Source organism: Rhodopseudomonas pseudopalustris (genome assembly GCF_900110435.1).
Classification (GTDB): domain Bacteria; phylum Pseudomonadota; class Alphaproteobacteria; order Rhizobiales; family Xanthobacteraceae; genus Rhodopseudomonas; species Rhodopseudomonas pseudopalustris.
Window position 1 is genome coordinate 127,958 of record NZ_FODT01000008.1, and the last position, 15,627, is coordinate 143,584.

Annotated in this window: 29 protein-coding genes; 28 read left to right on the plus strand and 1 reads right to left on the minus strand. The window is 65.3% G+C overall.

Annotated elements, in window-relative coordinates; translation table 11 throughout:
- Nucleotides 1–2: 2 nt before the first annotated feature.
- Complete coding sequence (locus BMY71_RS16605) at nucleotides 3–1,073, minus strand: S24 family peptidase (protein ID WP_430715341.1); 1,071 nt, start codon at nucleotides 1,071–1,073, stop codon at nucleotides 3–5.
- Between BMY71_RS16605 and BMY71_RS25575 the strand changes: the two genes are divergently transcribed.
- The 28 genes from BMY71_RS25575 to BMY71_RS16740 all read left to right on the plus strand — a co-directional run bounded on the left by BMY71_RS25575 (nucleotide 955) and on the right by BMY71_RS16740 (nucleotide 15,626).
- Entirely contained in the window at nucleotides 955–1,224 is a 270-nt protein-coding gene (locus BMY71_RS25575) for a helix-turn-helix domain-containing protein (RefSeq protein WP_430715342.1), read from the plus strand. The genes BMY71_RS16605 and BMY71_RS25575 overlap by 119 nt on opposite strands.
- Nucleotides 1,221–1,511 carry a phage protein Gp27 family protein gene (locus tag BMY71_RS16615; protein WP_092685199.1) on the plus strand — a complete coding sequence of 97 codons (291 nt, stop codon included), beginning with the start codon at nucleotides 1,221–1,223 and terminating at the stop codon, nucleotides 1,509–1,511. The genes BMY71_RS25575 and BMY71_RS16615 overlap by 4 nt, the downstream gene beginning before the upstream one ends.
- Nucleotides 1,508–1,777, plus strand: coding sequence for a hypothetical protein (locus BMY71_RS16620; RefSeq protein WP_139202661.1), 270 nt, complete (start codon nucleotides 1,508–1,510; stop codon nucleotides 1,775–1,777). Before BMY71_RS16615 ends, BMY71_RS16620 begins: the two co-directional genes overlap by 4 nt.
- Complete coding sequence (locus BMY71_RS16625) at nucleotides 1,774–2,238, plus strand: hypothetical protein (protein WP_430715339.1); 465 nt, start codon at nucleotides 1,774–1,776, stop codon at nucleotides 2,236–2,238. The genes BMY71_RS16620 and BMY71_RS16625 overlap by 4 nt, the downstream gene beginning before the upstream one ends.
- Nucleotides 2,235–2,621 carry a hypothetical protein gene (locus BMY71_RS24455; RefSeq protein WP_139202662.1) on the plus strand — a complete coding sequence of 129 codons (387 nt, stop codon included), beginning with the start codon at nucleotides 2,235–2,237 and terminating at the stop codon, nucleotides 2,619–2,621. Before BMY71_RS16625 ends, BMY71_RS24455 begins: the two co-directional genes overlap by 4 nt.
- Complete coding sequence (locus BMY71_RS16630) at nucleotides 2,618–2,941, plus strand: hypothetical protein (RefSeq protein ID WP_092685205.1); 324 nt, start codon at nucleotides 2,618–2,620, stop codon at nucleotides 2,939–2,941. The genes BMY71_RS24455 and BMY71_RS16630 overlap by 4 nt, the downstream gene beginning before the upstream one ends.
- Complete coding sequence (locus BMY71_RS16635) at nucleotides 2,938–3,138, plus strand: hypothetical protein (protein WP_092685207.1); 201 nt, start codon at nucleotides 2,938–2,940, stop codon at nucleotides 3,136–3,138. Before BMY71_RS16630 ends, BMY71_RS16635 begins: the two co-directional genes overlap by 4 nt.
- A 21-nt stretch (nucleotides 3,139–3,159) precedes the next feature.
- Nucleotides 3,160–5,325 (plus strand): DNA-binding protein, encoded by a 2,166-nt coding sequence (locus BMY71_RS16640; RefSeq protein WP_139202663.1) that lies wholly within the window; start codon nucleotides 3,160–3,162, stop codon nucleotides 5,323–5,325.
- A gap of 31 nt (nucleotides 5,326–5,356) precedes the next feature.
- Nucleotides 5,357–6,136 (plus strand): AAA family ATPase, encoded by a 780-nt coding sequence (locus BMY71_RS16645; protein WP_092685211.1) that lies wholly within the window; start codon nucleotides 5,357–5,359, stop codon nucleotides 6,134–6,136.
- Nucleotides 6,133–6,735: a hypothetical protein gene (locus BMY71_RS16650; protein WP_092685213.1), complete on the plus strand. Its 603-nt coding sequence runs from the start codon at nucleotides 6,133–6,135 to the stop codon at nucleotides 6,733–6,735. Before BMY71_RS16645 ends, BMY71_RS16650 begins: the two co-directional genes overlap by 4 nt.
- Nucleotides 6,732–7,115, plus strand: a complete 384-nt coding sequence (locus BMY71_RS16655) for a transcriptional regulator (protein ID WP_092685215.1) — start codon at nucleotides 6,732–6,734, stop codon at nucleotides 7,113–7,115. Before BMY71_RS16650 ends, BMY71_RS16655 begins: the two co-directional genes overlap by 4 nt.
- A 2-nt stretch (nucleotides 7,116–7,117) precedes the next feature.
- Nucleotides 7,118–7,387 carry a hypothetical protein gene (locus BMY71_RS16660; RefSeq protein ID WP_092685217.1) on the plus strand — a complete coding sequence of 90 codons (270 nt, stop codon included), beginning with the start codon at nucleotides 7,118–7,120 and terminating at the stop codon, nucleotides 7,385–7,387.
- The gene (locus tag BMY71_RS16665) at nucleotides 7,384–7,743 is read left to right on the plus strand and encodes a hypothetical protein (protein ID WP_092685219.1); all 360 of its coding nucleotides are present in this window, start codon (nucleotides 7,384–7,386) and stop codon (nucleotides 7,741–7,743) included. Before BMY71_RS16660 ends, BMY71_RS16665 begins: the two co-directional genes overlap by 4 nt.
- A gap of 2 nt (nucleotides 7,744–7,745) precedes the next feature.
- Nucleotides 7,746–8,291, plus strand: coding sequence for a host-nuclease inhibitor Gam family protein (locus BMY71_RS16670; protein WP_092685221.1), 546 nt, complete (start codon nucleotides 7,746–7,748; stop codon nucleotides 8,289–8,291).
- Nucleotides 8,288–8,620 carry a LexA family protein gene (locus BMY71_RS16675; RefSeq protein WP_092685223.1) on the plus strand — a complete coding sequence of 111 codons (333 nt, stop codon included), beginning with the start codon at nucleotides 8,288–8,290 and terminating at the stop codon, nucleotides 8,618–8,620. The genes BMY71_RS16670 and BMY71_RS16675 overlap by 4 nt, the downstream gene beginning before the upstream one ends.
- On the plus strand, nucleotides 8,617–9,309 hold the full coding sequence (locus tag BMY71_RS16680; RefSeq protein ID WP_092685225.1) for a regulatory protein GemA: 693 nt from the start codon (nucleotides 8,617–8,619) through the stop codon (nucleotides 9,307–9,309). Before BMY71_RS16675 ends, BMY71_RS16680 begins: the two co-directional genes overlap by 4 nt.
- Nucleotides 9,310–9,314: 5 nt before the next feature.
- Nucleotides 9,315–9,485 (plus strand): hypothetical protein, encoded by a 171-nt coding sequence (locus tag BMY71_RS24950; protein ID WP_175557694.1) that lies wholly within the window; start codon nucleotides 9,315–9,317, stop codon nucleotides 9,483–9,485.
- Nucleotides 9,482–9,712 carry a hypothetical protein gene (locus BMY71_RS16690; protein ID WP_092685229.1) on the plus strand — a complete coding sequence of 77 codons (231 nt, stop codon included), beginning with the start codon at nucleotides 9,482–9,484 and terminating at the stop codon, nucleotides 9,710–9,712. The genes BMY71_RS24950 and BMY71_RS16690 overlap by 4 nt, the downstream gene beginning before the upstream one ends.
- Nucleotides 9,709–10,116, plus strand: coding sequence for a hypothetical protein (locus BMY71_RS16695; protein WP_092685231.1), 408 nt, complete (start codon nucleotides 9,709–9,711; stop codon nucleotides 10,114–10,116). The genes BMY71_RS16690 and BMY71_RS16695 overlap by 4 nt, the downstream gene beginning before the upstream one ends.
- Before the next feature lie 123 nt (nucleotides 10,117–10,239).
- The gene (locus tag BMY71_RS16700; protein WP_139202664.1) at nucleotides 10,240–11,124 is read left to right on the plus strand and encodes a glycoside hydrolase family 108 protein; all 885 of its coding nucleotides are present in this window, start codon (nucleotides 10,240–10,242) and stop codon (nucleotides 11,122–11,124) included.
- On the plus strand, nucleotides 11,121–11,669 hold the full coding sequence (locus BMY71_RS16705; RefSeq protein ID WP_092685235.1) for a hypothetical protein: 549 nt from the start codon (nucleotides 11,121–11,123) through the stop codon (nucleotides 11,667–11,669). Before BMY71_RS16700 ends, BMY71_RS16705 begins: the two co-directional genes overlap by 4 nt.
- Nucleotides 11,670–11,676: 7 nt before the next feature.
- Nucleotides 11,677–11,859 (plus strand): hypothetical protein, encoded by a 183-nt coding sequence (locus BMY71_RS16710; RefSeq protein WP_092685237.1) that lies wholly within the window; start codon nucleotides 11,677–11,679, stop codon nucleotides 11,857–11,859.
- 4 nt (nucleotides 11,860–11,863) lie between these two features.
- Nucleotides 11,864–12,244, plus strand: a complete 381-nt coding sequence (locus BMY71_RS16715) for a DUF2730 family protein (protein ID WP_092685239.1) — start codon at nucleotides 11,864–11,866, stop codon at nucleotides 12,242–12,244.
- Complete coding sequence (locus tag BMY71_RS16720; protein ID WP_092685241.1) at nucleotides 12,241–12,537, plus strand: VpaChn25_0724 family phage protein; 297 nt, start codon at nucleotides 12,241–12,243, stop codon at nucleotides 12,535–12,537. The genes BMY71_RS16715 and BMY71_RS16720 overlap by 4 nt, the downstream gene beginning before the upstream one ends.
- A 4-nt stretch (nucleotides 12,538–12,541) precedes the next feature.
- Entirely contained in the window at nucleotides 12,542–13,171 is a 630-nt protein-coding gene (locus BMY71_RS16725; RefSeq protein WP_092685243.1) for a phage protein Gp27 family protein, read from the plus strand.
- 1 nt (nucleotide 13,172) lies between these two features.
- On the plus strand, nucleotides 13,173–13,388 hold the full coding sequence (locus tag BMY71_RS16730) for a hypothetical protein (RefSeq protein WP_092685245.1): 216 nt from the start codon (nucleotides 13,173–13,175) through the stop codon (nucleotides 13,386–13,388).
- A gap of 28 nt (nucleotides 13,389–13,416) precedes the next feature.
- Nucleotides 13,417–14,004, plus strand: coding sequence for an ASCH domain-containing protein (locus tag BMY71_RS16735; protein WP_175557695.1), 588 nt, complete (start codon nucleotides 13,417–13,419; stop codon nucleotides 14,002–14,004).
- Nucleotides 14,001–15,626: a hypothetical protein gene (locus BMY71_RS16740; RefSeq protein ID WP_092685247.1), complete on the plus strand. Its 1,626-nt coding sequence runs from the start codon at nucleotides 14,001–14,003 to the stop codon at nucleotides 15,624–15,626. Before BMY71_RS16735 ends, BMY71_RS16740 begins: the two co-directional genes overlap by 4 nt.
- Nucleotide 15,627 lies beyond the last annotated feature (1 nt).

The window sequence follows — 15,627 nt, forward strand, 5'->3', positions numbered from 1 at the left end:
GCCTACAAACTTCGACCAGTCCATCTCACCCTCCCGAAAATGCGGAAGTCGCCGTTACTATCAACCGGCGCGTCGTTCGGAAATAGATCGCGATTATCGGAACGCATCATCACGACGCCACTGCTGTTCCGCAAGAGCCGCTTCACGAAGGTCTCACCGCCGTTCGAAAACACATAGATGCGTCCGTCAGCCACGGCGGTATCGGAAACATCGACGACCATCATGTCGCCGTCGTCGATCGTGGGCCACATGCTCAGCCCGCTCGACTCCATCAATCGTGCATTCGCCGCCTTGACGCCGATGTGATCGAGGATCGCGCGCGGAAATCGAACGTAGTGCGACGACTCGTCGATCGTCAGCGCGCCGTGTCCGGCGCTGACCTTGAAGGCGAGCTTTTGCAGCGGCACGTCGCCGTCCGGGGCAAGCAATTCGTCTGTCGTCCCAGAGGTCACCGGCGGCATCCGGTCGACAGCCTGGCCGTCGGCCAGCCAAGAGGCCGGCAGCTTTGCGTGAGCCGCCAGCGCCGCAAGCACCTGGTCGGGAATCTTCGGCGCTTTCGGATCGTCGGTGTCCGCCGACTCGTAGCGATCGATCTGTTTTCCGCTCCTCTGCAAGGCGCTTTCACGAAGTTCCTTCGGGATCAGCCGAAGAGCCACCGCGAATCGGTTGCCGATCGTCAGTGCGCTCCAGTCCGGCAACTCCCCGCCGAGCGGAACATCCCTCAAATCGTCGAGCCGGGCCTTCACGTCGGTATATTTTAGACGTCGCGACGTGTTTTTACGCAGATTTCCCCCTCTGTGATCCGATCCCTCGCCGTTGTGGGGTTGATTTTTAGACATTTGCGGGTATCTTGGTCTCGTTCGTGACACAGATGACCAGAAAAAATAGCCGTCCTTGCCGGGGCGACTACTCTCTCGGGACACCATGACCTCTTCCGGTTGGCATCGCGCAGACATTGTAGCGGCTTTTCGCAAGCGCGGCACCTCGCTCGCGGAAGTCGCGCGCAAACATGAACTCTGCGACTCAGCTCTGCGCGCCGCTCTGACCCGACCGCGCTCCCCTTCGAACAGGATCATCGCCAATTTCCTCGAAGTCCCCCTGCATGTATTGTGGCCCCGCTGGTTCGACCGCACCGGGAACCTGATCGCACGGGACGCTAGGCCGGACCGCCAGAAGGCGTCGAGTCAGAAACGCAGCCGAAAACTGAATCGGGTGCGGGCATGACCCGCCGCCGCAACAGCGTCGACCTGCTGCCGCCGCGGGCGGATGCGATCCGGGCGTGGGCGATCGAGGCGCTGCAATCGGGCCGCTTCAGCCAGCTCGACGTCTGGAACAGGCTCAACCGCGAACTGGCACAGCTTGGCCTGCGCGAAATCTCTCATTCGGCATTCGGCCGCTGGGCGAAGGACGGCCTCGAATACGGCTTCGCCGCCGTCCGCACGCCGTCGGCGCCGGCAGGACGCTGCTGCCCGACCTGCGGCCAGCCGCTCGCAACGCGGGTGTTGTCATGACCGACGTGGCAACTCCTCCCGAAACTTTTGCCGTTGCGCGGATGATCGGCGGCCAGCCGCGGTTCTTCGTCGGCTTCAGCGACGCCGTATCGCCGCTCGGGCTCGCATCGCCGCTGATCACGGCGGAGCCGGACAAGGCCCGCGCTTATGACAGCCGCGCCGTCGCCGAGTTGATGGTCGACTTTCTGGATTTTCTCGACAGCGCCGGCGCGGGCACCCGCCGCCGGAACTGGATCGTGATGCCGCTGCCGGAGGAATGGCTGTGAGCCGCCGCCCCGACAGCGAGCCCGCGACCTCCGAGCTTTTCGCGGAGTATCAGCCGCGGCCGGTGGTCGAGCGATTTTCGCCCGAGCGCGTGCGGGCGTCGAGCGCCGCTGCGCGGATCAAACAGGCTTTGAAAGAGACGATGCGCGAGTCTGGCCGGTCGCGCGAGACCATCGCTGCGGAGATCAGCGCCTATCTCGGCGAGCGCGTCTCACCACAGATCCTCGATCAGTACACCTCGGGCGCGAATGAAAATTCCAACATCCCGGCGCACCGCCTGGTCGCGCTGTTCGCCGTCACCGGCGACATCCGCCTGATCAACGCGCTGCTCGCAGACACCGACGCGATCGCGGTCTCGCGCAAACACGAGGCGCTGATCCGGCGCGAGGTCGCGAAGGAACTGCGCGAACGCCTCAATCAAGAGATCGAATCCGCTGATGCGGAATGGAGGGCTGGACGATGACCAAAACCTTCTGCTGGCCAGATGGCCAGATCGAGTTCGGAGAAGAAGTTCCGTCGCCATCGATCGCCATCGTGATCGCGACAGGCCCGGAGAAGACTTTGCGACGTTTCATTTCCGGTGTCGCAGAGCATCACGCTGTTAGCAACAAACTCCAAGCAACACGTAGCAAGACAACGCCTTACGTGCCAGGCGTCCTGGCTGCTCGGCTAGCCCGTCAGCCACAACACGTCGCAGCACTTGCACTGCGTGGCTGGGTCATCCGCATTTCGAGTGCCGCCCCCGAAGAAGTCTCCGTAGTTACTGACGTCGATACCGAGCGCTGGCTTCTGCCCCGCTACGTCTGGCCCGCGCCTGCGGTACTCAACTCTGGAGCCGCCCGATGAACGCCGCATCCACCTTCGTCCCCTGGGGATTTCTGGAACGCTGCAGCGCGTTCGGCGCCGAGATCATCGTCGCTGCCGATGGCCGGCAGATCGGCGTGCTCTACAGCAACGCGATCAATCCGCAAGCGAAGCAGGATCACAAGCTCGCGGTCGCCGCGCCGGAGCTTCGAGCCGCGCTCACCGAACTCACCGCGGCCTTCGACGACGCACTGTCGGCAACCGACGTCGCGGGCGCGATGTATTCGGCGCGCGTCAACGCGGCGCGCGAGGCCGCCGAAGCCGCGCTCGCCGCAACTCGCATCGTGGAGCCGCGCCGATGACCGATGCAGCTCCGAAGATCCGCGCCGCCAACATCCCGCCGGTTGTCCGCATCGTCAGGCTTCGCACGCGGCTGCAGCTCAGCGCCAACAAGCTCGAAGCGATTGCCGTGGCGGTCGCGGCGGCGGGACTCGCTTGCCTCGCCGACGAACTCGAACAGGAAGCCGCCGCCATGCATCGCGCAGCACGCGCGAGCTGACGGATCATTTTGGGGCACGCCGTGAAGGACTATCTCTCAGCCGCCGAAATCGCAGCGCTCGCGCTGCCCGGCCTGCCGGCGACGAAGCGCGGTGTCGCCTTCGCGGCCGAGCGCGCCGGCTGGGCGGCGCGTGAGCGCAACGGCAAGGGCGGCGGCGTCGAATACGCGGTCGCCGCGCTGCCGCCCGAAGCCCGCGTCGCCTATCTCGGCCACCACGTCGACGATATCGAACTACCCGTCTCACTGGCGCGCGAAGCCGCCGCCGAGCCCGAAGCCGCGACCCTCGGCGCGCCGGCCGCCGAGGCGCGCGATGCGCGGCTCGCGGTGCTGGCGCTGTCGGATTCGATCGCCACTCAGGCCGGCATCGGCCGCAAGCGCGCCGACGCCTATTTCTGCGATTGCTACAATGCCGGCCAGGTCGACGTCGCCGGCTGGATCAAGGCCGCAGTCAAGCGCATCACGCCGCGCACGCTGGCGCGCTGGCGCGCGTTCGCCAAGGCCGGCCACAAGTCCCGGCTCGCAGTCGATCGCGCCGCCGCCCGCCGCGGCACCGGCGTACTCGATCGGGCAAATGGCGGCGAGGTTCGCACCTATGTGCTGGCGCTGCTCGCCAAGCAGCCGCAACTGACCGCACATCACATCCGCGCGCTCGCGGCCGATCGCTTCCCGACCGTGCAGGTCGGTGGTCGGGTTCAGCCGCTGCCGCCGGTCCGCACATTTCAAAACGCCTTGAAGAGCTGGAAGGCGAGCTACCGTGTCGAGCTGGAATCGATCCGCAACCCGGACGGCTTCAAATCGACAATGCGCTTTGCGGCGCGCGTCGCGATGCCGGCGCAGCGCCTCAACGAAGTCTGGCAGATCGACGCATCGCCGGCGGATGTGCTGCTGATCGATGGCCGCCATACCATCTATGTCTGCCTCGACGTCTATTCGCGGCGGATGATCGCCACCGTCAGCAAGACGCCGCGCGCCTCTGCGGTCGGCCTGTTGATCCGCAAGGCGATCGTCATCTGGGGCGTGCCGGAGCGGATCAAGACGGACAATGGCTCGGACTTCGTCGCCCGGACCACACAGCGGCTGTTCGCGGCGCTCGGCATCGAGCACGAAACGTCCGCACCGTTCAGCCCCGAACAGAAGGGGCATGTCGAGCGCGCGATCGGCACGCTGCAGCGCGGCCTGATGCGCACGCTCGAAGGCTTCATCGGTCACAGCGTCGCCGACCGCAAGGTGATCGAAAATCGGAAAGCATTCTCGGCTCGGCTCGGCGAGACCGCAGAAGACATGTTCAAGGTCGCGCTCACGGCAGCCGATCTGCAGCAGCGCCTCGACGCCTGGTGCGCCGACGTCTACGGCAACGCGCCGCATGCCGGTCTCAAGGGCCAGACGCCGATCGCCGTCGCGGCGATGAGCCGCATCACGATCCGCCGGATCGAGGATCTGCGCGCGCTCGACATGCTGCTCGCGCCGGTCGCCGGCAAGAATGGCCTGCGCACCGTCACCAAGAGCGGGCTGCGCATTCACGACACGTACTACAGCGCGGGATTTCTCGGCCTCGATATCGGCCGCACCGTGCTGGTGCGCATGGACGAAGCCGACATGGGCCGCGCCTATGTGTTCGACCAGGACGGCGAGACCTATCTGGGCGAGGCGATCTCCCCCGAGCTGCTCGGCATCGACCCGGCTGCCGCCGCGCGCGCCGTGCGCGCCGAACAGAAGCAGATGGTCGACGACAGCATCGCGGACGCCAAGAGGGCTGCCCGCAAGATCAAGGCCAGCGACTTCGCCGGCGCGATCCACCGCCAGGCGCTGAAGGATGCCGGCACGCTGATCGAATTTCCGAAGCCGACCAGTGCGCACGACACGCCGTCACTCGCCGCCGCGCGCAGCGTCGCCGCCGCCGGCGTAACCAGCGCGCATTCCGACGCCGTCGCCGCGCTCGCCGAGCGGCTGCGCGCCGAGGATGCAGCGCGCGAGGCCGGGCCCGTCAACGTCCGTCCGTTGCGCAGCGTTGAGACTGCGCACCAGCGCTGGAACAGGGCGCGCGAGATCGAAGCGAAAATGGCCGCGGGCAGTTTTGTCGAGCCGGACGATGCGGTCTGGCTCGGCGGCTACCGCGAAGGTTCGGAGTATCGCGGCTTCAGAATGACTTACGGCGACGCCGAGGAGCAAGGCTTCGCCAGCGTTTAAGTATCAACCCGCTCACAAAGGTCAGGACATCATGAACACCAACGAACTCTCCACGAAAGGCCCAGTAGCACTGAAAAACGTCGCCGCCTTCATGAAGCTCACGATGCGGTTAGTCGACCGCGAGCCACAGGAGTCCGGTTTCGGCGTCTGCCATGGCTTCTCCGGCTACGGAAAAACGAAAGCCTCGATCTTCGCTCAGAACAGAACGGGCGCAATCCGGATCGAGGTCCGTGATAGTTGGACGCGGAAGACGTTGCTGACGTCGATCCTCAAAGAATTGATGGTCAAGCCGTCGAAAGGCGATACGATTCCCGATCTTTCCGCGCGGGCTATCCGCGCACTCGGCGAAGATGTCCGGCGGCCGCTGTTCGTCGATGAAGCCGATCGACTTGTCGACAAGCGCATGATCGAGCTTGTGCTCGAACTGCAAGAGTGTTCGGGCGTACCGGTCATTCTGATCGGCGAGGAAAATCTCCCGGATAAACTGGCGCGTGTCGAACGGGTCTATAGTCGTGTGCTTGATTGGTTCACGGCGCAGCCGTGCGACCTGGACGATACGCGCCAGCTCGCCAACGCTTTTGCGCCGGCGGTCAGCCTCACAGATGATCTGCTGGATGAAATCCGACGCAAGTCCGGCGGGCGCGCCAGAAGGATCATCAACAATCTCGGTTACGCGAAAGAGATCGCGCGCAACAACAACGTCGCAACGCTTGATCGCGCGACGTGGGGCTTCCACGCCTACGATACCGGCACTGCGCCGAAGACGAGGAGCGCGCAGGCGATCGAGGAAAATATCGCGAGGTCGGCATGAACGGTCGAAGAACCGCGAACCTCGTGTTCCGTATTCCGCTTTCTGGCCCCGAGATCTGGAGGGCGATCTGTCAGGTCGCCGATCCGCAATCGAAAACATTCACAGCGGAAGACGTCGCGAAGTACTGCGAGACTGCGAGCACAGTCATCAGTGACTATCTGCGAACGCTGGCCAAAAGGGGAATGGTATCGAGAGTCACGTCGCGCGGGACCAAATTTGTAATCACCCGCGATGACACCGCGCCGCCGTTCAATCCGGAGCTGCAACAGCTTTGGACCACCATGCGGACCGTCCAATCCTTCACGGCGGAAGAGCTTGCCTACGATTCAAGCACGCCGGACTGTTCCGTTTCATCGGCCATCGCCGAAAACTACATCAATCGCCTGATTGCATCTGGCTACGTCGTTCAAAACAAGCGGCGTGTTGGAGCGAACTCGGTCGCGGTCTACCGACTGAAGCCCGCCATGAACAGCGGCCCGATGGCGCCGACCATCGTGGCACTTTCAGATGTCGTGTTCGACCTCAATACCTGCACGGCCAACCTCGTTGAGGCCAGAGTCGTAGTTGGCCATTCGCGACTCTCGGAGGGGCGGATATGAGCCGTCGAAAAGACGATTACCTCACCAAAGCGCGCGCCGCCTGGGGCGACCATCTGCCCGACTGGATCGAGGAGTTAGCAAAAGAGGCCAACCGCATCACCGGGGGGAAGATAGCCAAACGTCTTGGCTATTCTGCCGGGGTTGTGAGTCTCGTACTCTCGCGCTCCTACATGGGAGATCTCGAAAGTGTCGAGGCCGCGGTACGCGGCGCGCTGATGGGCTCCACGGTTGTCTGCCCGGTCATCGGCGAGATTGGCCGCGATCAGTGCCTCGAACACCAGAAGCTCGGCAACACCGGGGCCTCCGCGATCCGGGCCGCCATCGCGCGCGAATGCCGCAGTGGTCGCTGTGAACACTCCCGTCTCAAACCCAAGGTGTGACCATGCTCAGTCATGACCTGCGCGACCTTTACACAACCTTCGCCGGCTGGCTTCGCGGCGATGGCGACGCCTTCACGATCGAGGCCGCGAAGGGCTTCGAACGCAAGCTGAAACACGGCGCCGCCAAGGCGGCATTGCTCGAACTCGGCGTCGATCCGCATGTGTTCGATACCGACGTGCCGATCGAGGATGTTCTGCCGAGCGCCGAGCTGATCGCCTTTCCGGCGCAGCCCATCGTGCGGCGGGCCGAGCCGAACGGGAGCGCCCGATGAGCGCCGCCCCCGACATGCTGCAGCGGCCGAGCTTCGCCGACCAGGTCGCGGCCGTCGAAGCGATCGAGGTCGCACAACGCATCGTCACGCGCGGCACGCGCCGCGCCGCGCTCGGAGTCTCGACGGTCGAAACCGTCGCGATGGCGCACCGGCTGCTTGCTCTCGAAACTCTGGCGGCGATCACCTTCGACATGCTCGCGCAGTGCCAGGGCGCCGCCGAGGTCGCTCCCGCGCAGCGCGATCAGCTGCGCCTCGTCACGCTGCAGCACATCGGCGACGTCGCCGCCCAGCTCGAACGACTCGGCTACGCCGCCGCGCCTTCCACCACCACCGAAGCATCCCCAAAGGAGTCTTAGAAATGGCCCCCAAGAAGTCGAAAGCCAACCCCGTTCCGCAGGATCGCGCCCAGGCCAGCAAGGCGCTGGCCGAGTTCGCCGCGATCGAGCGCGAGATCGATCAGCTCGAAATCGAGATGAATGGCCTGATCGCCGAGGTCAAGAAGGACTACTTCGACAGAGCGTTGCCGCTGCGCCAGAAGGCGGATGTACTTGAAGAAGGCCTGCAGACGTATTGCGAGGCCAATCGCGACGATCTCACCAAGGGCCGCAAATCAAAAACCGTCAGCTTCGGCGTCGGCAAGGTTGAGTGGCGTATCCAGCCCAAGAAGGTGGTGATCAACGGCAAGGAAGAGACGCTCGTCGACTACATCCGCCACTCCGAAGACGACGACCTCAAGAAATTCATCCGTGCGACGTTCGAACTCAACCGGGTCGAAGTGCTGCGCCATCCGGATGAGCTCGCCAAGCTGCCCGGTGTCGAGATCGCCGATAGCTACGAGACGTTCCAGATCAAGCCCGACAGCGCCAAGATCCCGGACGACCTTCCGGCCGAGGCGGCGCAATGAGCGCCGCGGCGGGACTGACGCCGCGGATGCGCGATTGTCTGGCGGCGATCGAGGCGTACATCGCCGAGCAGAAGTGCTCGCCCTCGATCGAGGATCTGCGCATCCAGCTCGGCCTCAGCTCGAAGGGACGGGTCAGCGTCATCGTCCAGGCGCTGCAGCAGCGCGGCCATATCAGCTTTCAGCCGCGCCTCAGCCGCACCATCACGCTGACGCCGAGGGCGCCGGGCAAATTGCCCGACGACATCGAAGCGAAGCTGCGCCGCTACTGCGCGTCGACCGGCGACGATCCGGGCGACGTCGTCGTCGACGCCGTCGTGCTGTGCCCATGAAACTCTCGACCCGCAATTCCACCAGTTCGATGATCGCCGTCATCCACACCCTCAAGGCCAAGGCTGGCCTCGACGACGACAACTATCGCGCCTTGCTGATGCAGCACACCGGCCGGCGCAGCGCCAGGGATCTGAGCGTGACGCAAGCCGGCCGCGTCATCGACCGGCTGCGCGAACTGACCGGCGAGACCGGTCTGGCGCGCGGCGCGGTCTCGGGCCTCGACAGCGCGGTCGGGGCCAAGCTTCGCGCGCTGTGGATCGCCGGCCATGATCTCGGTGTGGTGCGCGACCGCTCCGATCGGGCGATGCTCGGTTTCCTCGAGCGACAGACCGGCGTCGCGCATACCCGCTTTCTCAAAGACGCCGGCGCCGGCGCATCCGCGATCGACGGCCTGCGCGCCTGGCTGGCACGGGCCGCGAAGGTCGACTGGCCGGCCGATCGCCGCGACGTGATCGCGGCCAAGCGCGCGGTGCTGACCGCGCAGTGGCTGCGGCTGATCGCACTGAAGTCCGTGCATCCGGTCCGGTCCGATCAGCCGCTCGCCGATCTCGACAGCTACGCCTTCAAGGTCGGCGGCGCCAACGGCTGGTGTTACCTCGACGCCCCCAAGCTCGACGAGGTGCAGGGGGCGCTCGGCCGCAAGCTGCGGCGCGCGCTCGAACAACAGCAACCTTCCACCGAGGGATGACGCAAATGGCCGGCGCTGACGCGAGGATGCAGAAGCTTCTGAAAGAGCTGAAGCCACTCACCGAATACGAACGCCGCCTGCGCCTGATCGCGCTGGCGGATCAGTACGGCTCCGGCTTCGCCTGGGCGGTGAAGTCGGAGTTCGAGAAGGCCAACCAGCGGAGGGCCACGTCATGACCGGCCGCCGGCTCCGGATCTCCGACCACGCCCTGCTGCGCATCCTGCGGCACGCCGGCGGCGTCGACGTCGAAACGCTGCGCGCGGCGGTCGCCATGGCGCTCGCCCGTTCGGTCGAGCGGGCCGAGCTGATCGGCGAAAAGGACTTCGTCATCGTGTCGGACGGCCTGCGCTACGTGGTGTCGGGCAACACGCTCGTCACCGTCACCGAGGCGCCGAAGCGATGACCAAGGCGCTGCCCGCGGTGCTGCAGGAGATTGCGGAGGTCGCGGGCGAAGCCGCGGCCCTCAAGATCGCCGCGCAGTATGGCGGCAAGCGCGTGTATTTTCCGGCCGCGCCGGCTCCCGCTGCGCACTGGCTGGTGGAATGCGTCGGCTGGGACGCGGCCAATAAGATTTGCGCTCACTTCGCCGACCGCAAATGCGGCCTGCGGATCGAGATCCCGCTTCATGTCGGCGGCACCTACCGGCAGTTTCTGCGCTCGATTTCCGAGCGCGTGCACGCGCTGGACGGCGATGGTTTGTCGTCCGGCCAAATTGCCGGTAAGCTCGGACTGACACAGCGCACGGTGCACCGCCATCGCAGGCGTCATCGTGGCGGCGGGAACGACGATCAGGGATCGTTGTTCTAGCGGCGATTAGTCCCGTTTCACGGGAAACGGCCTGACAGCTGTCAGGGTCAGCAATTTCGGGAAGAATTTGGCACACACGGGAAGCCTACTGACATCTGTCAGGTTTCATCCCGGAGCCGAATCGTGCAGCCCGACTTCACCAAATGCATGCCGATCATCCTCCGCTACGAGGGTGGTTATTCCAACCATCGACGCGATCCCGGCGGCGTCACCCTCGAAGGCGTCATTCAGCGCGTCTATGACGGCTATCGCGCGCGCAAGGGCCTGCCGCAGCGGCCGCTGACCGCCGACATGCGGCGCACGCCGGAGTGGATCGCCGAGCGCAACGATATCTATCGGCTGCAATACTGGAATGCGATCCGCGGCGACGAGCTGCCCGAAGGCGTCGATCTTTTCCTGTTCGACGCCGCCGTCAACTCCGGCCCGTTCCAGGCCGTGAAGTGGCTTCAACGCGCCTTGAAACTCAACCTCGTCGACGGTCACCTCGGCGAAGGCACGATGGCGGCGCTGCATGCGCACCCCGATCATGACGCGCTGATCGCCGACATGGCGTCGCGCCGGCTCGGCATGCTGAAGCAGCTCAACACGTGGGGCACCTTCGGCGAAGGCTGGGCGGCGCGCGTGGCGAGCTGCAAGAGGATCGCGCAGGCCTGGGCGGACGGCTCGGTCGGGCCGCAGCCGGCCGCCGTGCACCTGATCGGCGGCGACGCCAAGGCCTATGCGAGCGACGTCGCGCAGCCCGCGGTCGACGCCGGCAATTCGGTCAAGGGCGGGCTCGGCGGCACCACAATCGCCGCAGTGCTCGACGGCGCCAAGGAGCAGCTCGCTCCGCTGGTCGGCTCGTCCGAACTGGTGGGCAAGATCTTCACCGCGCTCACGCTGCTGTCCGTCGTCGTCGGTGTCGGCGCCTTCGGCTATGCGCTGTGGTCGGCGCACAAGACCAAGCGGGCGCAGCGCGCGATCGACGGCGACCTCAAGGCCGACGTGCCCGAAGGACAGCCGGCATGATCACGCGCTTTCTCAGCGACGTCGGCGACCTGATCAAGAATGTCACCGCGGATCTGTTCTGGAATTTCGTCACCTCGACGCCGGTGCTGGTGGCGCTCGGCGTCGTAATGCTGGCCGCGGCTTTTGTGGCGCATCTGCCGCTGATCGGCCGGCTGGTGCCGGCGGTGAACACCTATCAGCGGTTCGCCGACATCGTGGAGATCGTCGCGGCGGCCGTCCTGATGTTCCTGATCGGCTTCAGCGTCGCCGATCAGCGCGCCGAACTGGCGCGGGTCAAGGACGAACTCACCTTCAAGACGTTTCAGCTCGAAAGCGCGGCCGCCACGGCGGCCGATGCGGAGCGTTTGCGCAAGGGCGCCGAGGCGGAGACCGCCGCGGCCAAGGGGAAGCTCGATGACTACTGCAAAACATTCGGCTGCGGCGACGACCGCAAGGTCGCGGCGGCGAAGGGTGTTCGCGTCGTGCGCAAGTGCGTTCCTCCTCCCGGCTATTTCGAGTGGTTGCGTCAGCTCCAGCGGCGCGGCGCCGCCGCCGGCCGGGCGTAACGGCGTGATGCTGACCCGCGACTGCGAGACTCTGGCGCGCAATGTCGACGATCCCGCGCTCGGCAAGAAGCCCGACCCGTGGCGGGTGATCGGCAAATACGCCGTCGCGCTCGGCGAGGCCAACGGCAACCTCGATGCGACGCGCGCGTGCCAGGCCGGCCAGCGCGAGCGCCTGGCCAAGGGGAAGTAGCACGATGCAGGTTGACCTTTCCGAGCTTGCGCCGTGGGCCGCGATCGCGCTGTCGGGCACCGCGCTGTGGCGCTCGATCTATTCGGGCCGTTCGAAGGCGACGGATGAGAAGTTCAAGGAGCACCAGACCTGGATCGAGAGCAAGGCCTCGAAGGAAACGGTCCAGGTGCTGCAGGCAAGGGTCGATATTGTCGAGGACAAGGTCACCGTCGTCGAGAACGAGCTGAAGCACCTGCCCAATCACCAGACCGTGCAGCACCTCGAAGGCATGATCGGGCGGCTCAGTGGCGAGGTCGGCGTGCTGTCCGAACGCATCAGGCCGGTGGCGGCAATCGCCGACCGGCTGCAGGAAAAGATTTTGGAATCGGTGGAGATCAGTCGATGAGCCGGGACATTATTCGCGAGGAGGCGCGGCTGATCATGGTGCGCGAGCTACACGCGCAGACCAACTACGCGCTGAACGATGCGCTGCTGCAGCAGGTGCTGGAAAGCTTCGGCATCGCCCGGTCGCGCGACTGGGTGCGCGAGGAGATCGGCTATCTCGACAACGTCGGCGCCGTCACCCGGGTGTCGGCCGGCAGCGTCGTGGTCGCCATGCTCACCGCCAAGGGCGTCGAGCATGTCGAGCGCCGGCTCGTGATCGAGGGCGTGAAGCGGCCGTCGCCGCCGGAGAGCTGATCCGATGGCGGCGGGGCGAGGACCGAAAGCGAAGCGCGGCCGGCTGTCCGAACTCGACAAGCTGCCGGAGTGGGCCGACGAGGCCAAGCTGTGGGCGTTCGAGCAGCTGAAAGAGCGCAAGCTCACCCAGCTCGACATTCTCGACGGCTTCAACGGCCGCTTGAAGGTGGCGGCGTTCGAACAGGGCATCACCGATCCGCCGGTGATCTCGCGTTCGGCGTTCAACCGCACCGCAATCCGCATCGCCGTGCTGTCGCGCCGGCTGGAGGAGACACGCGAGATCGCCGCGGTGATCGCGCCGAAGCTAGACGAGGCCGGTGACAACTCGCTGACGCTGATGGTGGCCGAGACGCTGAAGACCCTGATCAGCGAGATGCTCGGCAACGCCGGCGAGCTGCAGGCCGACGGCGACACCGCCGAGATGCTGATGATGACCGCTCGCGCGCTCGCCGCTGCCGAGACCGCGAAGCGCATCAGCTCCGACGGTCGCCGCAAGATCGAGGCCGAGTTGAACAGCAAGGCATCGAAGGCGATCGATCAGGTCGCCAAGACCAAGGGACTCACCGCCGAGACCGTCGACGCCATCAAGGCGAAGATCCTCGGCATCGACACCAAACCGAAGCAGGAGATCTGAGATGGCCGAATATTTCGTGATCGATCCTGAGAACAACACCTCGTTCCCGAACGTCGACAATGCGGATCGTGCCGAGGTCTTCACTGATCTCGACAAAGCTAAGGCTCGGGCGGAGGAACTCGCCGCGGGACACCCCGGCGACGTCTACACCGTCGCCAAGTCGATCTTCATCTCGGTCAGCGAAGTGAAGGCGCCGAAGACGAGCAAGGCTCCGTAATAGTAGCAACCGATACGGAGTCAGGACCGTGCCCGATTTTCCCGAACTCGCCATCTCAGTGCGCCAGCCATGGGCCTGGGCGCTGATCCACGCCGGCAAAACCCACGAGAACCGTTCGGCTGGCGCGCTCAAGTGGATGGTGCCGCTGACCGGGCGGCGCGCGATCCATGCTTCGAAAGGCATGACGCGCGAGAAATACGAGGAGGCGCGCGACTTCATGGCGTCGGAACTCGGCATTGTGTGCCCGGCGCCGGCCGACCTCAAGCGCGGCGGCATCATCGGTTCAGTGATGATCACTGGCGTTGTGAACAGAAGCGAGAGCCCGTGGTTCTTCGGCCCGCGCGGGCTGGTGATCGAAGATCCGCAGCCGTGCGATTTCATCCCGTCCGCCGGCGCGCTCGGCTATTTCAAATGGAAGCCGGCCGACGCCTCGATCGTGCCGCCGCCGGCGCGATGGATGCTGCCGGCGACCGATCGCCTTCCGCAAGGGCTGCAGTTCGACATGATATGGCCCGATCCGCGAGCGGACTGCCCAACGTGTAAAGGCAACCCGTATTGGGGAAAGACCCTCAGTAGCTGGGAACGATGCGCCTGCGTGAAGAAGGCCGTCCAATGATCGGGCCTGACGCCACCTCCGATCACCTGCCGGAAGGGCTGCAGTTCGGCGGCGAACTGCCGCCCGACCTCGACCCGCTGGCCGAGGGCATCCTGATGAAGCATCAACGGGAGTGGCTCGAAGACGACAGCGATCTCAAGCTCGGCGAGAAAGGACGGCGCACCGGCATCACCTTCGCCGAAGCGCTGGACGATGCGCTGCTCGCCGCGAAGGCCCGCTCGGCGGGCGGCATGAACGTGTTCTACATCGGCGACACCAAGGACAAGGGCCGCGAGTTCGTCGGCTACGTCGCTCACTTCGCGCGCATCGTCGGCGGCGAGCTGGTGTCGATCGAAGAGTACATGTTCGAGGATCAGCAAGCGGACGGCTCGACCCGGCTGATCTCGGCCTTCCGGGTGCAGTTCGCATCCGGTTTCAGGGTCGAGGCGCTGTCGTCGCGGCCGGAAAACATCCGCGGCCTTCAGGGCAAGGTGGTGATCGACGAGGCGGCGTTTCACAAGAACGTCCGCGAAGTGCTGGACGCCGTCAACGCGCTCTTGATCTGGGGCGGCAAGATCGTGGTGATCTCGACCCACAACGGCGTGCTCAACCCGTTCAACGAACTGATCCTCGAAGCGAAGGCCGGCAAGGTCCCCTTCAAGCTGCATTTCATCCCGTTTCAAAAGGCGATCGACAACGGCTTGTATCGCCGCGTTTGCCTGCAGCAGCGCAAGACCTGGACGAAGGACGGCGAGATCGAGTGGGAGCGCACGATCCGCTCGTCCTACGGTGTCCGCACCTCGGCGATGCAGCAGGAACTCGACTGCATCCCCGCGGAGTCCGAGGGCGCAGCGCTGACCCGCGTGCAAATCGAATCCTGCATGGCGGCGGATATTCCGATCGTCCGCTGGGTGTTGCCGGATTCGTTCAAGAACGAGCCGGAAGAGGCCCGCAAGGCGGCGGCGAAGGATTTCTGCGACCGCGAGCTGCAGCCGATTCTGGAGAAGCTCGATCCGAACCTGCGCCACGTCTTCGGCGAGGACTTCGCCCGCACCGGCGACGCGGCCGACACGCTGGTGTTGGAGATCGGCAGCGACCTCACGCGCCGCGCCGTGCTGCTGCTGGAACTGCGCAACGTTCCGTTCGATCAGCAGCGCGACGTGCTGTTCTACGTGATCGACCGCCTGCCGCGGCGCGGCGGCCGGCTCGATGCCACCGGCAACGGCGCCTACATCGCCGAAGCCGCGGCGCTGCGCTACGGCGCCTGCGTCGTCGAGGTGAAGCTATCGGCCGAATGGTACAGGCTCAACTCGCCGCCCTATATCGAGGCATTCAGCGACCGCACCGTGCTGCTGCCGAAACACGACGATGTGCTGCGCGATCACCAGGCGCTGTCCTACGTCGGCGGCGTCATCAAGGTTCCGGATAACTACCGGTTCAAGGGCACCGACGGATTCCCGCGGCACGGCGACTCCGCGATCGCCGGCATTCTCGCCTATGCGGCGTCGCGCGCGGACTATTGGGAGGCCGGCTATCGCTCGCCGTCCACCGATGGCGCGCGCGACGACGGCCCGTCCGACGATGACGAGGCGCGCGACTGGTGGCGGCAGCCGCTCGGTGCCGGACTGAGAGGTGGACTGTGAA